The 16,395-nt window shown below is 45.7% G+C and carries 16 protein-coding genes; 9 read left to right on the top strand and 7 right to left on the bottom strand.

Going from position 1 to position 16,395, the window contains the following annotated elements; all coding sequences use genetic code 11:
• Position 1: 1 nt before the first annotated feature.
• Complete coding sequence (gene fre, locus ACLD71_RS04640; protein WP_137674461.1) at positions 2-697, top strand: NAD(P)H-flavin reductase; 696 nt, start codon at positions 2-4, stop codon at positions 695-697.
• A 73-nt stretch (positions 698-770) separates the two neighbouring features.
• On the opposite strand, the gene ACLD71_RS04635 is transcribed toward fre, so the two are convergent.
• The 4 genes from ACLD71_RS04635 to hemC are packed head-to-tail and all read right to left on the bottom strand — an operon-like array spanning position 771 to position 4,813.
• A complete protein-coding gene (locus ACLD71_RS04635; RefSeq protein ID WP_411993265.1) occupies positions 771-1,940 on the bottom strand; it encodes a heme biosynthesis HemY N-terminal domain-containing protein in 1,170 nt (389 codons plus the stop codon).
• On the bottom strand, positions 1,940-3,115 hold the full coding sequence (locus ACLD71_RS04630) for a uroporphyrinogen-III C-methyltransferase (RefSeq protein WP_411993263.1): 1,176 nt from the start codon (positions 3,113-3,115) through the stop codon (positions 1,940-1,942). Before ACLD71_RS04630 ends, ACLD71_RS04635 begins: the two co-directional genes overlap by 1 nt.
• Positions 3,102-3,869: a uroporphyrinogen-III synthase gene (locus tag ACLD71_RS04625; protein ID WP_411993261.1), complete on the bottom strand. Its 768-nt coding sequence runs from the start codon at positions 3,867-3,869 to the stop codon at positions 3,102-3,104. Before ACLD71_RS04625 ends, ACLD71_RS04630 begins: the two co-directional genes overlap by 14 nt.
• An 11-nt stretch (positions 3,870-3,880) precedes the next feature.
• Entirely contained in the window at positions 3,881-4,813 is a 933-nt protein-coding gene (hemC, locus tag ACLD71_RS04620; protein ID WP_411993259.1) for a hydroxymethylbilane synthase, read from the bottom strand.
• A 249-nt stretch (positions 4,814-5,062) separates the two neighbouring features.
• Between hemC and ACLD71_RS04615 the strand changes: the two genes are divergently transcribed.
• On the top strand, positions 5,063-7,537 hold the full coding sequence (locus ACLD71_RS04615; protein WP_411993257.1) for a class I adenylate cyclase: 2,475 nt from the start codon (positions 5,063-5,065) through the stop codon (positions 7,535-7,537).
• Positions 7,538-7,540: 3 nt separating this feature from the next.
• On the opposite strand, the gene cyaY is transcribed toward ACLD71_RS04615, so the two are convergent.
• Positions 7,541-7,861: an iron donor protein CyaY gene (gene cyaY / locus ACLD71_RS04610; RefSeq protein WP_303552474.1), complete on the bottom strand. Its 321-nt coding sequence runs from the start codon at positions 7,859-7,861 to the stop codon at positions 7,541-7,543.
• Between the two features lie 80 nt (positions 7,862-7,941).
• On the opposite strand from cyaY, the gene lptM reads away from it, so the two are divergent.
• The 7 genes from lptM to uvrD are packed head-to-tail and all read left to right on the top strand — an operon-like array spanning position 7,942 to position 14,719.
• A complete protein-coding gene (gene lptM / locus ACLD71_RS04605) occupies positions 7,942-8,070 on the top strand; it encodes an LPS translocon maturation chaperone LptM (RefSeq protein ID WP_411993255.1) in 129 nt (42 codons plus the stop codon).
• 28 nt (positions 8,071-8,098) lie between these two features.
• Positions 8,099-9,352 carry a diaminopimelate decarboxylase gene (gene lysA, locus ACLD71_RS04600; protein ID WP_411993253.1) on the top strand — a complete coding sequence of 418 codons (1,254 nt, stop codon included), beginning with the start codon at positions 8,099-8,101 and terminating at the stop codon, positions 9,350-9,352.
• A 4-nt stretch (positions 9,353-9,356) separates the two neighbouring features.
• Entirely contained in the window at positions 9,357-10,187 is an 831-nt protein-coding gene (gene dapF, locus ACLD71_RS04595; protein WP_411993251.1) for a diaminopimelate epimerase, read from the top strand.
• Positions 10,184-10,888: a DUF484 family protein gene (locus ACLD71_RS04590; RefSeq protein WP_137674471.1), complete on the top strand. Its 705-nt coding sequence runs from the start codon at positions 10,184-10,186 to the stop codon at positions 10,886-10,888. Before dapF ends, ACLD71_RS04590 begins: the two co-directional genes overlap by 4 nt.
• Positions 10,889-10,897: 9 nt before the next feature.
• Positions 10,898-11,791 carry a tyrosine recombinase XerC gene (xerC, locus tag ACLD71_RS04585; protein ID WP_411993249.1) on the top strand — a complete coding sequence of 298 codons (894 nt, stop codon included), beginning with the start codon at positions 10,898-10,900 and terminating at the stop codon, positions 11,789-11,791.
• 12 nt (positions 11,792-11,803) lie between these two features.
• Positions 11,804-12,511: an HAD-IA family hydrolase gene (locus ACLD71_RS04580; RefSeq protein ID WP_411993247.1), complete on the top strand. Its 708-nt coding sequence runs from the start codon at positions 11,804-11,806 to the stop codon at positions 12,509-12,511.
• 33 nt (positions 12,512-12,544) lie between these two features.
• Positions 12,545-14,719 (top strand): DNA helicase II, encoded by a 2,175-nt coding sequence (gene uvrD, locus ACLD71_RS04575; protein ID WP_411993246.1) that lies wholly within the window; start codon positions 12,545-12,547, stop codon positions 14,717-14,719.
• Between the two features lie 29 nt (positions 14,720-14,748).
• Here uvrD and rarD read toward each other — a convergent pair whose 3' ends face one another.
• Both rarD and ACLD71_RS04565 read right to left on the bottom strand, forming a co-directional pair.
• Positions 14,749-15,657, bottom strand: coding sequence for an EamA family transporter RarD (rarD, locus tag ACLD71_RS04570; RefSeq protein WP_411993244.1), 909 nt, complete (start codon positions 15,655-15,657; stop codon positions 14,749-14,751).
• A 96-nt stretch (positions 15,658-15,753) separates the two neighbouring features.
• On the bottom strand, positions 15,754-16,350 hold the full coding sequence (locus ACLD71_RS04565) for a hypothetical protein (protein WP_411993242.1): 597 nt from the start codon (positions 16,348-16,350) through the stop codon (positions 15,754-15,756).
• Between the last annotated feature and the right edge of the window lie 45 nt (positions 16,351-16,395).

Genomic DNA, 16,395 nt, shown 5'->3' with positions numbered 1-16,395 from the left:
TATGAAGCGCATTAGTTGTAAGGTTGCATCGGTCTCGCCGATTTTAGATGACATTTTTAATGTTGAGTTACAGCCACAAGAAAGCGAAAGCTTTGTGGCGGGTCAATACCTGCAAATTGTTATGGCGGAAGACGATAAACGTCCGTTCTCGCTTGCTAGTTCACCTGAGCAAGGTGATGTTTTTGAGCTGCATATTGGTGCGCCAGAAGGCAACCCTTATGCTCGTCAAGTTATTGATAAGCTACAAGCTAGTGGCGAAATTGAAGTTGAAATGCCATTTGGCCATGCTGGTTTTGATGAAGAGAGTCAGCGTCCGATTTTAATTATGGTGGGTGGAACGGGCTTCTCTTACGCCAAATCCATCATTGAACATATTATCGATTCAGAGCAAGACCGAGAGATCTACCTATACTGGGGCGGCCGTAACTTAGGCGGGCTGTATTTGCACGAGTTAGCTTATCAGTGGGAAGAGCTAGACCAAGTTAAGTTTGTGCCGGTACTTGAGCAAGCTATGCCACAGTGGACCGGTAAAAAAGGTTTAGTGCACGAAGCGGTGTTAGAAGATTTTGCTGATATGAGTGGTTTGGAAGTCTATATTGCTGGTCGTTTTGAAATGGCTGATGTAGCGCGCACAGCCTTTACCAAGCAAGGTCTACCACTGGCTCAGCTGCATGGCGATGCTTACGAATTTATTTAAGCAACGCTGCGTTAATTGACATAAAAATGGCGAGCTTAGCTCGCCATTTTTGATCTTGGTTCAGCACTTAGGGTTAGTTGCTTAGAGCTTGGCGGTAGTAATGAATTGCCTGCTCTGGCTCGTCTAACTGTCTGTGTACTTCCGCTAAGCCTTGGTAACACTGGCTGTTTGGTGCTAGCTTTATGCTTTGTTCAAAGCGCTCCTTAGCTTCGCTCCACTGTTGCTGCTGGCTATGCAATTGACCAATCAAACACAGCAAGTCGGCATTATTCGGGTGTTTGCGGATTAAGCCCGTTAACTGCTGCAACAGTGGGTGAGGATCGCTTAACTTCAACTCAGCTGCCACTTCAAGCAATTCAATATCAGCATGTCGATTTAACAAATCACCCAGCAGTTGGTAAGCGGCTGCATTGTCTCCCGAGGTAATTAAGGCGCGGCAAGCGGCGGCAGCAATAGTCATTTGTTTCTTTTGCTTACGTGGCATACCATTCCAGTGAGTCGCTACCGCATCAGAGCCTTGGCTATTGGCCAACTCTAAAAACAAATTTTTATAAGCTTCAGATAACTCACTTTGGTAGTGCTGGTTATCGATTAACCCTGCCTTATTTGCTAGCGGTAACAAATCGATATAACGCTGCCATAAACCCAAGGCGGGGAATATGCTCATTTGCATGCGCTTGATTGCTGCTTGTTTCAAATTGTCGTGCGGTAGCTGCTCAATACTGGATAGCGCAGCACTGTAATTTTGTTGTTTAAGTTGTAAGCGTGCTTGAGTGATTAACACTGCAGAATCGTTATTGGTAAGTCGAGTAGCTTGCTCTAAATACTTATCACGCTTTTTATCTTGCCCTTGTTCTTGGGCCGCTTCTGCAGCCGTTAAGTAGTTTAGCGCTGGCGCATCACTATACGTAGCGGCTTTACTTACCAGCTTTTCAGCGTGCTGATAATCACCGCGCATCATCGCTAACATGCCTTGCTGCGTATGATTAATCGCTTTTTGCTTGCGGCGATGTCCCCACCACGCGCCACTGCGTGAAAAGCTTAGCCATAACCAGCGGGCTAGCCATAAACTCAGTAGCAATACACAAAAGCAAATAAAGCTTAGGAATAGCGCGCTCGTGACCGACATTTCTATGGTGTAGTTATCAAAGGCTATCAATACGTAGCCTTTGTTACCCGCTAGCTGTGGGCCAAGGGCTAGGCCTATGGCAATACAGACTAGAAGAATCAGAATTTTAAACATTATTCGGCTCCTTCAAGTGAAGGTATTAACCGTTGTTGGCGTTCTTTAATCGCTTGTTCGGCAGCGCCTAAGCTGCCTAATTGTTCGGGTAGCTTATCTACAATATCTAATTGTTGGAGCTGTTTTAAATCTTCAACCATCGCTTGGGCCTGGGTATTTTGAATAAAGAACTCACTCACCCATTGCTCGGCACGTTGCAACTTGGCTTTAAACAGTTCGCCCTGTGAGCGGAATAAAGCTTGCTCGGCTTGCTGTAGTTGTAGCTTAAGGTTCTCTTTTAAATACCAAGCATGTTGAGGCTCAATTAAGGCTTCAACTTGGCCATCACGGCGGCGTACTGTGAGAAAGTTTTCACTAAACTTACGCCAGCTTTTACTTAGGTTCTCTTGCCAGTCTGCACTATCTGCACTTAAGTCATTGTCTTGTTGCTCTACCGCCTCGGGTAATTCAATCTCGGCCAACTGTAGGCTTTCAGCTTGTTGCAAAATGCTTTCTAGTCTAAACGCGATACCTTCTTTGTCGACTAAAGGCACCCCTTTTAGTAATTGCACATCATTGTTTATTGCTCGTCGTAACGGCAGTAAATGTGGGTCGTCTGCATTATTAATACTGTTATCGGCTTCTAGCAACAAAGCGATGGCGGTGGCGGGATCTTGTTCTAGCCACAGTTTATTGGCTGCTAATTGCAGTAGGTAGCTGGCTTCCTTCAGTCGCCAGTGGTTGGCGTCTTTAATATTCAATAGCGCCAATTGACGCTCGATGGTTTTGCGATTCTGTTCGGTAAGTTCTAACTGGGCTTTTAAGGCCGCCATGGCCTGATTTTGGCCACTCACTTGTTGTTCAATGTTAGTGAGTTGGTTTTTGTTGTTGGTTTGCGCACTCAGTAAGTTTTGTTCTTTGGCTTGCAGGCTAGTTTTCAAGAGTTGTAGTTGAGTATCAGCATGCTCTCTAAATTGGTGGCCATGCCAGTACAAACCAATGGCGATACTGACACTGAGAATAATCGCCACAATGGCTAAAATCTTTGCCGTTTTATCGGTTTTAGCGGTTGGTTGTTTATTTTGGACAGGGGCACTGGCAGCTGGCTCGTTGGCAGTGGTTGTTTCTGTAGCACTCTTAGAATCGCTAGGATTGGTAGCCTTTGTTTGACTATCTGATTGTTTATTTTTGGTCATTTTCATTCCTTGCAGATGACTGTATTCGCGCCAAAGCGTCGATACAAGCCTTATCTGATGCGCCGTCGCACAACACTATGTGCATAAAACCCAAACTTTTAGCATACTCAAGCAAACGCTCACTCGGCACCAACAATGTGGTCTGTTTAAGCCAAGTCAACTGCTGTGACTTACTCATAAGGGTAGTTAGGTGTTTCAATATTTCACCACTAGTAGCCACAATAGTGTTGATCTGTGACCGCCATTGTTCAAGTTGTTGCCAAGAATAATTGAGCAAATGGCGTTGATAACAGGTGAGATAATTAACGGTAATTTGTTGCCTTTGCAGCTGTTCAGCGAGCCACTCTCGGCCGTGTTGGCCACGCAAAATATGCGCATGTTGAATGCCACTCAGTTGAGATTCGATGAGCTGCAGCATGCCTTCGCTATCTTGGCGGCTGGGGACTAAGGCGTTTACCCCATATTGTTGCCAGCATTCAGCTGTCGCTTTACCTACTGCTAAATACTGGCAATGGCTTGGCCAAGTACGGCCTTGCTGTTGGAGGTGGTGCTGGCATGATTCTACAGCGTATTGGCTCACCGCAATAATAAGCGTGGAAGGCGTAGCTTGTTCTAATCTCGGTATCAGTGAAGTCAGTTCATCGCTTGGTTTAATTTCAAGCATTGGCGCAGCACTCACGCTAAAGCCTTTCGCCTCTAGCGCTGTTACACAACGTTGATTATGCGGCTGAGGCCGCGTAACAAGTATCTGCACCAATAATCCTCTTACTGCTGTTGATAAACCGCCTGTAAAATAGGCGCAGCGCCGGCATCCAATAATTGCTCAGCCAAGTTCAAGCCTAGCTGTTCAGCATCACTACTGGCACCGCGAATTTCCTTTTCTATTACTTTAGAGCCATCAACAGCCCCGACTAGACCACGAACAAACAGTTGCTCCCCTTCTAGTTCGGCGTAACAGCCAATGGGAACTTGGCATCCACCTTCTAGGCGACGGTTCATGGCGCGCTCTGCTGCTACTCGTGCTGCGGTCGCGTTATGGTTTAAAGGTTTAAGCAATTCCAGTAAGGCTTGATCGTTGCTTCTACATTCAATTCCCACTGCACCTTGGCCGCCTGCAGGCAGTATTTGCTCGGGTGCTATATGAGTGCGAATGCGTTCAGCCATTTCTAAACGCAGCAAGCCTGCACTGGCGAGAATAATGGCATCGAATTCGCCAGCATCTAATTTGGCTAGGCGAGTATTCACGTTACCACGTAAATCTTTAATGGTTATGTCTGGGCGCTGGGCTTTTAGTTGGCATTGGCGACGTAGGCTTGAGGTTCCCACTACTGCGCCTTGTGGCAAGGCATCAATATTTGAGTATCGATTACTTACAAAGGCATCGCGAGGATCTTCGCGTTCACAAATGCAGTGCAAACCTAAACCTTCGGGGAATTCCATCGGTACATCTTTCATCGAATGCACCGCGATATCGGCAAGATCTTCCAACATTGCCACTTCGAGTTCTTTAATGAATAGCCCTTTGCCGCCAATTTTTGCTAACGGCGTGTCGAGGATTTTGTCACCGCGGGTACTCATAGGAAGCAGTTCTACAATGAGATCTGGATGATGGCGTTCTAATTCGGCCTTTACAAAATGGGCTTGCCACATAGCTAATGGACTCTTGCGAGTCGCAATTCTCACTTTCTTCACAGACACTTACCTCTTTATTTGGTCATCGGATAGTATCACCAGTTAGTTTTTTGCCCAAGTAAGCATTACCAGCCAGCTATTAAGTAAAACTTTGTTTTAGCTTAGGTCTTAGTGTTTCTAGTTTGTATAAAATATACGCACTAAAAGTGTGCGTATCTGTTTACCACTATTATACTAACTGTTAAGATGATCACACTTTAGTGATATCTAAATTACATTCAATAATAACGCTTAGAGCGCCAGGTAACCCAAACTTTGCAAGATACTATTGCCTCTCTACTGGAGAAGGCTACTCGAACTAATCAACATCGTAAGCAGTTGGCATTACAAACCATGCCTGCCGCTGTGCAGCAGGTTTTTGAACTGCTGCCATCGATGTTGCATTATTCGCACCCTTGCATACCTGGATTTATTGAAGGTGACGTACCTAGCGGCGTATGCCAGTTTGAGCCTAGTGCTCGTCATGCTATCTATTTGCAACAACACTTTTTGTGTAGTCCTGAGCAGCCTAAACAATGTGAGATTTTGGGCCTTTACTCTATGGGTAGCACGGCCACGGTAGGACAAACCGAATCTTCTGATTTAGATGTTTGGGTATGTCACGATACCGATCTCGCCTGCGAGCGAGTGGCCTTACTCACCGAAAAGTGTGAGCAAATTAGCTCTTGGGCTGCCCACCAAGGGGTAGAGCTGAATTTCTTCATGGTAGAAGAAAATCAGTTTAAAACGGGCTCAATTAGCGAGTTATCTAAAGATAATTGCGGCAGTGCCCAACATTTATTATTGCTCGACGAGTTTTACCGTACCGCTTTGCCGCTTGCAGGTAAGCAGCTGGTGTGGTTTGCAGTGCCTAGTGAGTTAGAGCAAAGCTACGATAGCTTTGTACAACAGCAGTTTGATTTAGGCGTATTTAATCATGAGCAATGGTTAGATTTAGGTGGCTTAGACACCATTCCTGCGGAAGAGTATTTTGGCTCGGGTTTGTGGCAGTTGTACAAGGGTATTGATTCCCCGTACAAAGCGGTGCTTAAAACCATGTTAATGGAAGCCTACTCGGCCGATTATCCAAAACCGAGTTTACTGGCGGTAGAAGCCAAGCGCTTAATGCAACAGGGCCAAGAGTTTGGCTTAGAGCAAGATGCATATTACTTAATGCTGAGCAAAGTGACCCAGTATCTTGAGTCGATAGAAGATCACGCGCGACTTGATTTGGTGCGTCGCTGTTTTTATCTTAAAAATTGCGAATGTAGCCCGCTGCCGAGTGACTTGTTAGATGTTCGCTCGTTGACTTGGCAACAGCGTTTTATGGCGAAGCTTGTAAAACAGTGGAAATGGTCTCAACAAAAAATTGAGCACCTTAATTTACGTAGAGCCTGGAAGGTACAAGACGTACGCCAAGCGCACAGTGAATTACTCGACGCCTTAATGTTGAGCTATCGAAACTTGATTCGTTTTGCGCGTCGTAACGACATTAGTGAATCCATCAACCCGGAAGACATTGGTATATTGTCGCGTAAGTTATATGCGGCATTTGAAAGCTTGCCGGGCAAAGTCACGCTGATTAACCCGCAGATATCACCCGATTTATCTGAACCAAACTTAAGCTTTATTCACGTAGAAAAAGGCCGTAGCACCGCCGAAGGTTGGTATATCTATAAGCAGCCGTTAACGGGTTTAGCCATTGTTGGTCAACCGCCCTTAGAACATGCTACTTATGTGTCTAAATTGGTGGCGTGGAGCTATTTCAATCAGCTTAAAACCGACCAAACTCAACTAAGTTTGCATCGACATAATGGCGACTTACATCTCGAAACCTTAAACCAATTTGCCGAAGATTTACGCCGTGCCTTTCCGGTGAACGTAGATGCCGCCAGTAACTTAGCCCTCACTCGCCCCTGCGAAATTCGTCACTTGGGTGTCTTCATCAATTTAGAGAAAGATCCTACCTCCAACTGGGGCGGTAAGGTGATTGAGTTTGATGCAATCTCTACCGATGTATTTAGCTTTGGCCGCGACTCAGATTGTTTAGTTGGCTCGGTAGATTTAGTGTATCGCAATACTTGGAATGAAATTCGGACTCTGCACTTTTCCGGTGATAGCGCCGTGGTAGATGCATTGACCACTATTTTGGGCAAAATGCACCGTGACGCTAATATCCCTGAGCATATCGATGTATTTTGCTATGCCGAAAACCTGCGCGAGCAAATTGGCGCTAACTTTAAGCAGTTATTGGTAGAGAGTATAAAAAGCCGCTTACAACCTTTAGATAAACGCATTGTTAAAACCATTGTATTGGGCAGCGACAAATACGGTTTGTTTATTGAAGATCGTGGAGTATCGGTTAAGAAACTGGAGAACGGCGTAGAGTTTTACCGCCAGCTTTCTAATAATAAGTTACAGCGCTTGCCCTTGCAGTTAAATGCCGGCAATACCAAAAAAGTACCTAACGTTGTAGAAGCGCATGCCAGTGAAGGCTTAGTGCAGTACTTCTTCGAGAACCTAGAGAACGGTTTTAACATCTATATTGTAGATGAACACAACCGCATTGAAATGTATCAAGACTTTGAAGGCAGTAAAGAAGAGCTGGTGCAGGGCATTAATCGCTTCTACACCTCTTCACGTGAGCAATATGGAACTCGCCATGAAGTGATAAACTTTAACTTGCCACAGTTCTACGACATTGTTGCTATCGAAGGCCAATGGCAAGTTGAGTCTTACCGCAGTAGCTAGCGTTTAATCAAAGCTTAACTGTTCGCCACTTTGCTTGGTGATTGATTCCACCAAGAACGACCAAAACTCCACGCCACTTCGATTACAAATCCACTGCTGTTCAGTTTCATGCCATTCGAAATGGAAACCACCAAATTTAGTGGCTAACCAAAGCTGATGCAAAGGCTCTTGTTTGTTTATCACCATTTTACTGCGGTTTTCGAACTCTAAATTAAGTACCCCGCCGTTAACATCACACTCAATATCGAAGTCGTCACTGTCCATGGTTTGTTCGATACGTTCAAAGGCTTGGTCTACCAATTGGTGATATTGGCTATCATTCATCACAATCATCCTATCCTATTGCTTTTCTTGCTTCGAATGCGGATTATAGAGGGCATTCAAAAAAGAATCATGGCTTAATCATGAACAAACAAGCAATCGCCGTTATTTTGCTTAGCATCGGGCTTAGTGCCTGCGGTCAAAAAGGACCGCTTACTCACCCGCAAGCCGCGCCAGAGAGCGCCCCCGAGCAAGTAACTTCAAGCGAGTAAGCAACGCAACACAATAAAGGACAGATCATTGGATTTTTTTAGTTATCAAAACGAGCAGTTAAACGCAGAACAATGCTCGGTAGCTGATTTAGCACATACCCACGGTACGCCACTGTACGTATATTCTCGTGCCACCATCGAACGTCATTGGAAAGCCTTTGACAATGCCGCTGGTGAGCGTCCGCATTTGATCTGTTATGCCGTTAAAGCCAACTCTAATTTGGCTGTGTTAAATGTTATGGCGCGTATGGGCTCGGGCTTTGATATTGTCTCGGGTGGTGAACTAGCAAGGGTGATAGAAGCAGGCGGTGATCCGGCTAAAGTGGTTTTTTCTGGCGTAGCAAAAACCGAAGCTGAAATAGCCGATGCGCTTAATCACGGTATTTACTGTTTTAATGTTGAGTCTGAGCCTGAGCTCGACCGCATTAGCACTGTTGCTCAACGGCTAGGTAAAGTAGCGCCCATTTCTCTGCGCATTAACCCTGATATTGACGCGGGTACGCATCCTTATATTTCTACAGGCCTTAAAGAAAACAAATTTGGGATCGCGATTGAGCGCGCTCCACAAGCTTATGCTTATGCCACTAGCCTTAAAGGCTTAAATGTAGTGGGCTTAGATTGTCATATTGGCTCACAACTTACCGAAATAGCCCCTTTTGTAGAGGCGATTGATAAGTTACTGGCTTTAATCGATCAACTTGCCGAACAAGGCATTGTAATCGAGCACCTCGATGTGGGCGGCGGCTTGGGTGTGAACTACGATGATGAAACACCGCCAGAACCTGCCGAATACGCTAGTGCATTAGCTGAGCGATTAGGCGAGCGTAAACTGAAGTTATTGTTCGAACCGGGCCGCGCGATTATGGCTAATGCCGGCATTTTGGTATCAAAAGTTGAGTTTTTGAAAATGTCGGAAAGTAAAAACTTCGCCATTGTTGATGCCGCAATGAACGATCTATTACGTCCAGCCTTATACAGTGCGTGGCAGCGTATTGTGCCAGTGATAAAGCGACCAGAACTAAGCAGTGCCAATTATGATGTTGTTGGCCCCGTGTGTGAAACCGGTGACTTTTTAGGTAAAGACCGCGAGTTGGCGATTGAGCAAGGCGATTATATCGCGGTACGTTCAGCAGGAGCATATGGCTTTACTATGAGCTCCAACTACAACTCTCGCTGTCGTGCTGCCGAGATTATGGTAGATGGCGAAATAGCTCACTTGGTACGCGAACGTGAACCTTTAGTGTCTCTTTGGGCCGGCGAAACGCTGCTGCCTGAAGGATAAGCCAATGTTAGTAAACTTTACTAAAATGCACGGCTTGGGGAACGACTTTGTGGTTATCGACAATGTCACCCAAAATGTGTTTTTTAACCAAGAAGTGATTAGTCGCTTGGCTGATCGCAACTTTGGTATTGGCTTCGATCAATTTTTGGTGGTGGAACCGCCCTACGACCCTGATCTAGATTTTCATTACCGTATTTTTAATGCCGATGGCAGTGAAGTAGAACAATGCGGTAATGGTGCACGTTGCTTTGCCCGCTTTGTAGTGAACAAAGGGCTAACCAATAAACGCAATATTGGGGTAAGCACCAAGTCTGGCAACATCGTTTTGCACGTAGAGAATGACGGACAGGTGACCGTCAATATGGGCGTGCCGGAGTTTGAACCGAGTAAAGTCCCGTTTCGTGCTAAAAAGGCCGAAAAAACCTATATTCTTCGTAATGATGAACAAACGGTATTTGCGGGTGTGGTGTCTATGGGCAACCCGCATTGCGTACTTGAAGTTGATGATGTTAGCCAAGCGCCATTAGAAACCTTAGGTAAAAGCTTAGAGAAACATGATCGCTTCCCGCAAAAAGTTAATGTGGGTTTTAGCCAAATAATCGATGATAAAAATATTAAGCTGCGGGTATTTGAACGCGGTGTAGGCGAAACCCTTGCTTGTGGCACTGGTGCATGTGCCGCTATGGTGGTGGGTCGCCAACAAGGCAAGCTTGCCGAGACAGTGAATGTAGATTTGCCAGGTGGGCGTTTACAAATTCAATGGGCTGGCGAAGGAAAATCGGTGAAAATGACCGGCCCAGCTACAATGGTTTTTGATGGTCAGGTGCATATATGAGTGAGTTCGATCTTTCGCAACCGCTGTTAATAGATGAAAGCTTGGTGGTCGAGTTCTTGCTCGACAACCCCGATTTTTTTGCCCGCCATCCCAGTTTAATTAAACAGCTACGTTTACCGCACAAAGAAAAAGGTGCGGTATCGTTAGTTGAACTACAAGTACAACGCTTGCGCGATAAAGTACTCAGTTTAGAACAAGAAATTACTGATCTTATGACAGTCGCTAGTCTCAATGAGCGCATTTATCACGTCTACGTTGATCTGCTACCTGACTTAATGGCCTGTGATTCTTTTGCCGAATTACAACACCGTTTAAGTCGCGCTTTAGTGGATGACTTAGGTGTCGAGTGTGTATCAATGCGCTTAAGCCAAAAGTTGTTCAATCTTGAAGAATTGCCAGAAGAATACGGTTTAGAGCATGAGCAAATCGAGCGAATCAGAGTCACTCGTCTTAGCCAGCAACCGCATTATTTTGGCCGTATGTCTAAGGGTGAGTTAGCGGTATTATTTGATAATACTGACGACATTGCTTCGGTAGCATTGATGCCTCTGGGTATTAACGCTGAACTCGGCTTTTTTATTGCCGCTAGTCGTGACGCCGACCACTATGTGGCTGGTATGGACAGCTTACTGTTAACCCAGTTATGCCAAGTGATTAACAGTTTGCTATTGCGCCTTGTTCCGCTGAACGCTGAGCAATAAAGGCCTTACATGCAGGATGATATAGAGCAGTTTCTCCATTATTTAGAGGTGGAGCGACGCTATAGCCCTGCCACTATTAGCTCCTACCAACGTAGCTTATTACAGCACCTTAAACTGCTAAACGGAGTTGGCTGCCAGGCTTGGCAGCAAGTAGAAACCGCGCATATCAGAAGTGTTTTACTCAAACTTAAAACCAGCGGTTTGTCGGCTCGCTCTATGGCGAATAAGCTCTCAGCCTTACGGAGTTTCTTTAATTATTTACTGCAGCAGCAAAAGGTAAGTTTTAACCCCGTTGCTGGTGTCGCTGCGCCGAAACAAAGCAAACCCTTACCTAAGAACCTAGATGTAGACTCGCTTAATCAATTGTTATCGATGGAAGGTGACGACTTGGTAAGTAGCCGTGATTTGGCAATGATGGAGCTACTCTATGCCAGTGGCATTCGCTTAGCCGAGTTAGTGGACTTAAATGTTGCTGACATTAATTTTGAACAGCAGCAAATTATTGTTACTGGTAAAGGTAACAAGCAGCGCTGGGTGCCTTTTGGCAGTAAGGCCGCAATAGCTTTAAAACACTGGCTTAAACAGCGTCGTTTATTGGTAATGGATGAAGAAGAACCCGCCTTGTTTGTGAGTGTTCGCCAACAGCGTATTAGCCACCGTACTGTGCAGAAACGCTTGCAACATTGGGCGCAACAAATGCAACTTACGGCAACCCTTCATCCGCACAAATTACGCCACTCTTTTGCTACTCACTTGCTTGAAAGCAGTGGTGACTTACGTGTTGTGCAAGAGCTGCTAGGCCATGCAAACTTGTCTACCACTCAAGTGTATACTCATCTTGATTTTGCTCACCTAGCCACCACCTATGACGCGGCGCACCCGCGAGCAAAACGTAAATCTTAAGCGAGCTAAAGCATGATTTTTTACCGAAGTTGGTCACCTGTTCAGGCGCTATCTTTTGATTTAGACGATACCTTATACGACAACTGGCCTTATATTCATCGCGCCGAACAATGGTTAATCAATCACTTAAAAACTGAAGTGCATGCGGTTTCACATTTAACCGCTAGCCAGTGGCAAAGTTACAAACGCCGTATCATTAAAAAGCATCCTGAACTAAAGGGTGACGTTAGCGCCTGTCGGGTTGCTTGGTTAAGTTTAGCGTTTGTAGAACATGGTATGCAGAATACTGAGGCGCAAAGTTTAGCCGAGCAAATTTTCCAGCAATTTTTAGCGGTGCGTAGTGACTTCACTGTTCCTGAGGCAAGCTTGGCATTGCTACGAAAACTCAAAACGCGTTATCGTTTAGTGGCGATTACCAACGGTAACGTAGATATTGATAAGATTGGTTTGGCAGGGGTGTTTGAATTAGAACTCAAAGCCGGCGGGGCGTTTAAGGCTAAACCTGCCGCCGATATGTATTTATATGCCAGCCAGGTATTAGAGTTGGCGCCGCACCAGATAGCCCATGTGGGTGACCATTGTGTGACTGATGTGGCTGGCGCAGCTAAAGCGGGCTACCGTTCTATCTGGCTCAATCAACACAGCCAACAAGCACGAAAACTGCAAGCCTTGCCCGATATCGAAATCAGCCAGCTGGCACAACTGCAACACCTGTTATAATATACAGTTGTTTTTACCCCTCAAGAGAGCACCATGGATATTTCTGAGCTGTTAGACGGCCTTAATGATAAGCAGCGCGAAGCCGTAGCTGCTCCCCCGAGTAATATGTTGTTACTGGCCGGTGCCGGTAGTGGTAAAACGCGTGTATTGGTGCACCGTATTGCCTGGTTAATGCAGGTAGAGAATGTTTCACCGCTATCTATTTTGTCGGTGACTTTTACCAACAAAGCTGCAGCCGAAATGCGCTCGCGGGTAGAAAAGTTAGTGGGCAACCGTTTCCAAGGCATGTGGATGGGGACGTTTCACTCCTTGGCGCATCGCTTATTACGCGCTCATAGTCGAGATGCTGGCCTGCCTGACGACTTTCAAATTATTGACTCTGACGACCAATATCGGCTGTTGCGCCGTTTAATTAAAGCGATGAATTTAGACGAGAAGCAGTGGCCAGCCAAGCAAGTTCAGTGGTATATCAATGCGCGCAAAGATGAAGGCCAACGCGCCGAGCATGTTGATTACAGTAATAATCCGATTGAGCGTCAGCAGCTAGAAATTTATCAGGCCTACCAGCAGGCTTGTGACCGCTCAGGTTTGGTCGATTTTGCCGAGCTGTTATTACGCGCTCATGAGTTGTGGCTAAAACAACCGCATATTCTGCAACACTATCAGCAGCGTTTTCGACATATTCTGGTAGACGAATTTCAAGATACCAACACCATTCAATACGCTTGGCTACGCATGTTGGTTACCGATCAGAATAACATCACTATCGTGGGCGATGATGACCAATCTATTTATGGTTGGCGCGGTGCAAAAATTGAAAATATTCAAAGCTTTGAATTAGATGTACCTAAAGTAAACACCATCTTGCTGGAACAAAATTACCGTAGTAGTGCCAATATTCTTAAGGCGTCTAATCAGTTAATCGAAAACAACCAAGGGCGCATGGGCAAAAGCCTGTGGACCGACGACAAAGAAGGCGAGTTAATCTCTATCTATACCGCCTTTAACGATATTGACGAAGCTCGCTTTGTGGTTGCGCGTATTCAGCAGCGAGTTGAAGAACAAGGTGCCAGCCTAGCTGATTGTGCCATTTTGTACCGAAACAATGCGCAGTCGCGGGTTTTGGAAGAAGCCTTGATGCAAGAACGCTTAGCCTACCGAATTTACGGCGGCCTGCGTTTCTTCGAGCGCCAAGAAATTAAAGATGCTCTGGCTTACCTACGCTTAATCAGTAATCCCCATGACGATGCCTCTTTTGAACGGGTGGTAAATACACCGACCCGTGGCATTGGCCAGCGCACCATTGAGTTATTGCGCCAAGCCGCGCGTGAGCAACAGTTAAGCCTATGGCAAGCGGTTGATTATTGTTTACAGCAAAATGCCTTGTCGGGTCGTGCGGCTAACGCAGTGAAACAGTTTATTGAATTGTTAGGCCAGCTAAAGCAGCAAACCCAAGAATTAGCATTAGGTGAGCAAACCGACTACGTGATTAAAGGCTCTGGCCTATTAGCCATGTACCAAGCGGAAAAAGGCGAAAAAGCCCAAGCGCGTGTAGAAAACTTAGACGAACTGGTCACAGCGACTCAGCAGTTTACTCAAATGGAAGAAGACCAAGATCTGTCTCCTTTAGTGGCGTTTCTCTCTCATGCGGCTTTAGAGGCCGGTGATAACCAAGCGGAGGCCGACGAAGCTGCAGTGCAGCTGATGACTTTGCACAGCGCTAAAGGTTTGGAGTTTCCAGTGGTCTTTTTGGTGGGTGTGGAAGAGGGCATGTTCCCAAGTCAGCAATCAGCCGAGGAGTCGGGTCGTTTAGAAGAAGAACGTCGCCTTTGTTATGTGGGCATGACCCGCGCCATGCAAAAGTTGTATTTATGCCACGCCGAAAGCCGTCGCTTGTGGGGCAAAGAAGTCTTTCATGCTCCTTCACGTTTTTTACGTGAGTTACCGAGCGAATGTTTAGATGAGATTCGTTTGAACACCGCAGTAAGCAGGCCAGTGCAACAAGGGCGTTTTTCTCATCAAATTCAGCAGGCTGCCTTTGATGATAGTGGCTTTAACCTTGGCCAGCGGGTCTCTCACCCTAAGTTTGGCGCAGGTATTGTGCTTAACTACGAGGGCTCTGGACAGCAAAGCCGCGTACAAGTGCAATTTGAAGAAGCCGGCACTAAGTGGTTGGTATTGGCTTATGCGCGATTAGAAAAGATCTAAGCGTTAAAGAGAAACAAAGTAACAGCAGCCTACTGGGCTGCTTTTTTTTGTTGGCGTTGTTTGCGCTGGTTACGTAAGGCATCCCAAGTAAATACCCCTAAACCCACCCAAATAAAGGCAAAGGTGAGAAGTTTCATCGGTTCTAGCTCTTCACCGTAAACGCTGGTGGCTAACATAAACATCAATGATGGGCCGATGTACTGGAAAAAACCAATGGTGGATAACCGTAAGCGGGTAGCTGCTGCAGCAAAGCACAGTAGCGGCAAGGTGGTAACTATGCCTGCGCTCACTAACAACACATTAAGGCCTGTACTGTTATTGGTTAAGTGACTGGTTGGCGAATCAGCAAATATCCACAAATAAGCGGCAGCTAGCGGCAACAACCACAGGGTTTCTACAAATAAACCCGGTAGCGCACCCAGGTTAACCTTTTTCCGCAACAAGCCGTATATACCAAAACTTACCGCCAAACTCATGGCTATCCAAGGTAAAGAACCATAGCTAATAACCTGAATTAATACACCGATTAAAGCTAAGCCAATGGCTGCCCATTGGGCACGACGAAAGCGCTCGCCCAAAAACAGCATGCCTAATATCACGTTAAATAAAGGGTTGATGTAGTAACCCAAGCTGGCGTCTAACATCCGATCGTTGTTAACTGCCCAAATAAAGATTAACCAGTTAATGCCAATAAGTACCGAGGTTAACGCCAAGGTCGCTAACTGTTTAGGGCGTTTAATCACCGCACTTACCGCCGACCATTGTTTACCCACACCCAGCAATACAGTGATAAATAAACAGGACCACACCACTCGATGCGCCAAAATCTCGTAAGCGGGCACCTCGGTCAGGCTTTTAAAATAGACGGGAGCAATTCCCCACATAATGTACGCGGCGAGAGCAAATATAACGCCGTGTTTAGCGGTTTGATTAGGCATAAAAAAGGAAAAAGGGAGAAAAGTCAGAGTAGTGTAGCAGGCGAATAGCTAAGCAGCCATATAATAAAAGGCTGTAATCAGCCTAGTTTCCGCTTATTACACTGCTGACGAAGTTTCGCAGTATAGCTTTTGCCAAATCTCAAAAAGGGCTGAGTCTTGCTGACAAAGAGTGCCGAGTTGTTTAAGTATTTTGGGCGTATTAGCCACTGGCTCTTCAAGTAGCAGGTGCAGTAGGTGTCCCAGCACACCATGAATAAAGCGATCGTTTAGCGGCTCATGGTAACTTTGCCAAGCTCGAACACAACTATACCCAGGAATAATATCGTTGGCGTAACTGGCGAGTATGCGCAAAGGCCAAGGGCGCTGAATTTCATCTTGCTTGTTTAAGCACTCTAAAAGTGGCTCTTGAATATGTAAATAACGCAGTCGGCAGCGATCGCGTTCGTTTAAGCAATCATCATGAATTTGCTCAAAGTGTTGCAGCTCTTGTTGGGGTTTTACAAATATACCTAATTGCTTACATTCAACAATTCGGTAATCAGGGAAGTGAGCAAAGTCACCGTATCCATTTAACTCGTGTTCTAACCATAGTTCCAAATCCTCATGTTTTAAGCTACTTGCGTGTTGCTGTGCTTCTAACAATAGTGCATCTAAGGTTTTGATTAATTGGGGAGAACTGAGAGTTGTACTCATGACTTTGCAAGCCCTATGTTGCAGTAGATTAGCTTGTTCAAGTAT

Origin of the sequence: Agarivorans sp. DSG3-1 (genome assembly GCF_046774965.1) — a bacterium.
Taxonomy (GTDB): Bacteria; Pseudomonadota; Gammaproteobacteria; order Enterobacterales; family Celerinatantimonadaceae; genus Agarivorans.
The sequence above is the reverse complement of the archived record's forward strand: the minus strand, read 5'-3'. Positions and strand labels throughout refer to the sequence as shown.

Coding starts and splice junctions, on each gene's coding strand:
- fre (WP_137674461.1), top strand. CDS start 2: ATGAAGCGCATTAGTTGTAAGGTTGCATCGGTCTCGCCGATTTTAGAT.
- ACLD71_RS04635 (WP_411993265.1), bottom strand. CDS start 1,940: ATGTTTAAAATTCTGATTCTTCTAGTCTGTATTGCCATAGGCCTAGCC.
- ACLD71_RS04630 (WP_411993263.1), bottom strand. CDS start 3,115: ATGACCAAAAATAAACAATCAGATAGTCAAACAAAGGCTACCAATCCT.
- cyaY (WP_303552474.1), bottom strand. CDS start 7,861: ATGAATGATAGCCAATATCACCAATTGGTAGACCAAGCCTTTGAACGT.
- lptM (WP_411993255.1), top strand. CDS start 7,942: ATGAACAAACAAGCAATCGCCGTTATTTTGCTTAGCATCGGGCTTAGT.
- dapF (WP_411993251.1), top strand. CDS start 9,357: ATGTTAGTAAACTTTACTAAAATGCACGGCTTGGGGAACGACTTTGTG.
- ACLD71_RS04590 (WP_137674471.1), top strand. CDS start 10,184: ATGAGTGAGTTCGATCTTTCGCAACCGCTGTTAATAGATGAAAGCTTG.
- xerC (WP_411993249.1), top strand. CDS start 10,898: ATGCAGGATGATATAGAGCAGTTTCTCCATTATTTAGAGGTGGAGCGA.
- ACLD71_RS04580 (WP_411993247.1), top strand. CDS start 11,804: ATGATTTTTTACCGAAGTTGGTCACCTGTTCAGGCGCTATCTTTTGAT.
- uvrD (WP_411993246.1), top strand. CDS start 12,545: ATGGATATTTCTGAGCTGTTAGACGGCCTTAATGATAAGCAGCGCGAA.
- rarD (WP_411993244.1), bottom strand. CDS start 15,657: ATGCCTAATCAAACCGCTAAACACGGCGTTATATTTGCTCTCGCCGCG.
- ACLD71_RS04565 (WP_411993242.1), bottom strand. CDS start 16,350: ATGAGTACAACTCTCAGTTCTCCCCAATTAATCAAAACCTTAGATGCA.